Source organism: bacterium (genome assembly GCA_030654305.1).
Classification (GTDB): domain Bacteria; phylum Krumholzibacteriota; class Krumholzibacteriia; order LZORAL124-64-63; family LZORAL124-64-63; genus PNOJ01.
The window spans coordinates 1-1,651 of sequence record JAURXS010000409.1 but is presented as its reverse complement, the minus strand read 5'-3'; the positions used below and the strand labels follow the sequence as shown (position 1 = coordinate 1,651).

General features: G+C 70.8%; 2 protein-coding genes. Both read right to left on the bottom strand.

Features of this window, described 5'->3' with window-relative positions; genetic code table 11:
* Nucleotides 1–743, bottom strand: a 743-nt coding sequence (locus Q7W29_11840; GenBank protein ID MDO9172511.1) for a conjugal transfer protein TraD, incomplete at its 3' end; no start/stop codon positions are given.
* A gap of 1 nt (nucleotide 744) precedes the next feature.
* A partial coding sequence (locus Q7W29_11835) for a TraI domain-containing protein (GenBank protein ID MDO9172510.1) occupies nucleotides 745–1,651 on the bottom strand: 907 nt, incomplete at its 5' end.

Below are 1,651 nucleotides of genomic sequence, written 5' to 3'. Positions count from 1 at the left end.
GGCTTCTGCCAGTTGAAGGTGAAGTCCAGGCGCACGCCGGCTTCAGGAAAGGCCGGGTGGAACTCGAGGAAGGTGTCGGGGTCGCGCCAGTCCTCGCAGGCGCGCTGGGTGACCCGCTTCAGGCGGCGGCTGTTCTTGGGGTCGATGACGATGACCACGTCGCCGCGACGCACGGCCTGCGTCACCAGGTTGGCCAGCGCCACGCCCTTGCCGGACTGGGTGGTGCCCACCAGCAAGGTACCGCCTTCGAAGTTCTGCAGCGGCCGGTGCAGGGCCACCTCGCGTGGCTCGACGCCATGGATGTAGGGCAGGCCGATCTCTGCATCGGGTTGCGGGCGTGCGTCGTAGCCCAGCACCTGCAGCAGGCGGGGCGACACGGTGAACTCGCGGTAGTCGACCTTGGCCAGTTCGTAGAGACGCTGCGAGTGGACGGGCCGCCACTCGAAGCCGAAGCCCAGGAACACCGCGTCAGGCTTCTCGGTCCAGCGTGCGACGGCCCGTGTGCTCAGCACCTGGATGCCGCGGCCGGACAGCGAGGCGCGCAGCACCAGGGTGTGAACGCCCTGCGCCAGCCGAAGGACGCCCATCGCCAGGCAGAACGCGGCGATCGGGAGTGCGAGCTGTCGCGGGAGCAGGCCCAGCCCGCCGGTCACGGCGAAGAACAGCAGGGCGGATGCCCAGACGGCGGCGGCGTACACCTCGTAGGGGCGCCGCCAGGGCATCTCGTAGCGGCGCATCAGCATGTCAGGGCTCCACTTGCGCAGCCGGCTCGAAGGCGGCAGGGTCGAAACCTTCGATGCAGGCTGGGGCGACGACCAGCCCAACGGTCGGCTCGCCGCGGAAGTCGGCCGTGACGGTGGCCGGGCCATCCCGCCTGGAATGCACCAGCAGGCCGACATCGGCCAGCGCCCGACCCGCCAGCGCTGGCTGCACGCCACGCCGTTCCAGTTCAGCCAGCGGCACGAACATGCCGGCCGCGATGGGTGCCGCGGCCGCTGCGCTGCCCGGCCCATTGAGGGTGCTGACGATGGCCGCGAGGGCATCGCGCACGGCCGGGTTCAGGCGCATGGGCGCGTTCAGCTTGAAGGTGGGCGCCGCGGCCTGCGGCGGGGAGGGTGGAGGGGGCGGCAACGGGACTGCCAGGTTGGCGACGACAGCAGGGGGCGGTGCCGGGGTCTGTGAAACCGGCGGCGGTGATGTGCGAACGGCCGGTGAAGTGGCCACGTCGGTGGCATCGAGCAATGAGAACTGGGTGCCGGGCGGCGGTGCGGGAGCCGGCGCCGGTGCAGTCGCTGGCGTCTTCTGGGTGGTCCGCGTGGCGCCAGGTGGGCAGACCAATGAGATGGCCAGGGGCTCCGCCGGCGGCGCGACGCCGTGCAGCAGGATCGCCGGCGATGCCAGCTTCACCGCCTCCGCAGCGGTCTTCAACTCCGGCGGCAGGACGAACCAGGTCGAGGCACCGTCCGGCTGCCGTACGAAGACTCCGGCCTCGAGCAGCAGATCGAGCATCGTCTCAGGCGCCTTGGGGATGCCGGCCAACTGATCGGCTTCCAGCAGTGCCTGAACATCGTGGGCCGCCTGCGGCCACAGCAGGAACAGCCCGTCGGGCCCCAACCAGGCCCGGGACTTCTCCCGATTCGGGAACCAGCTG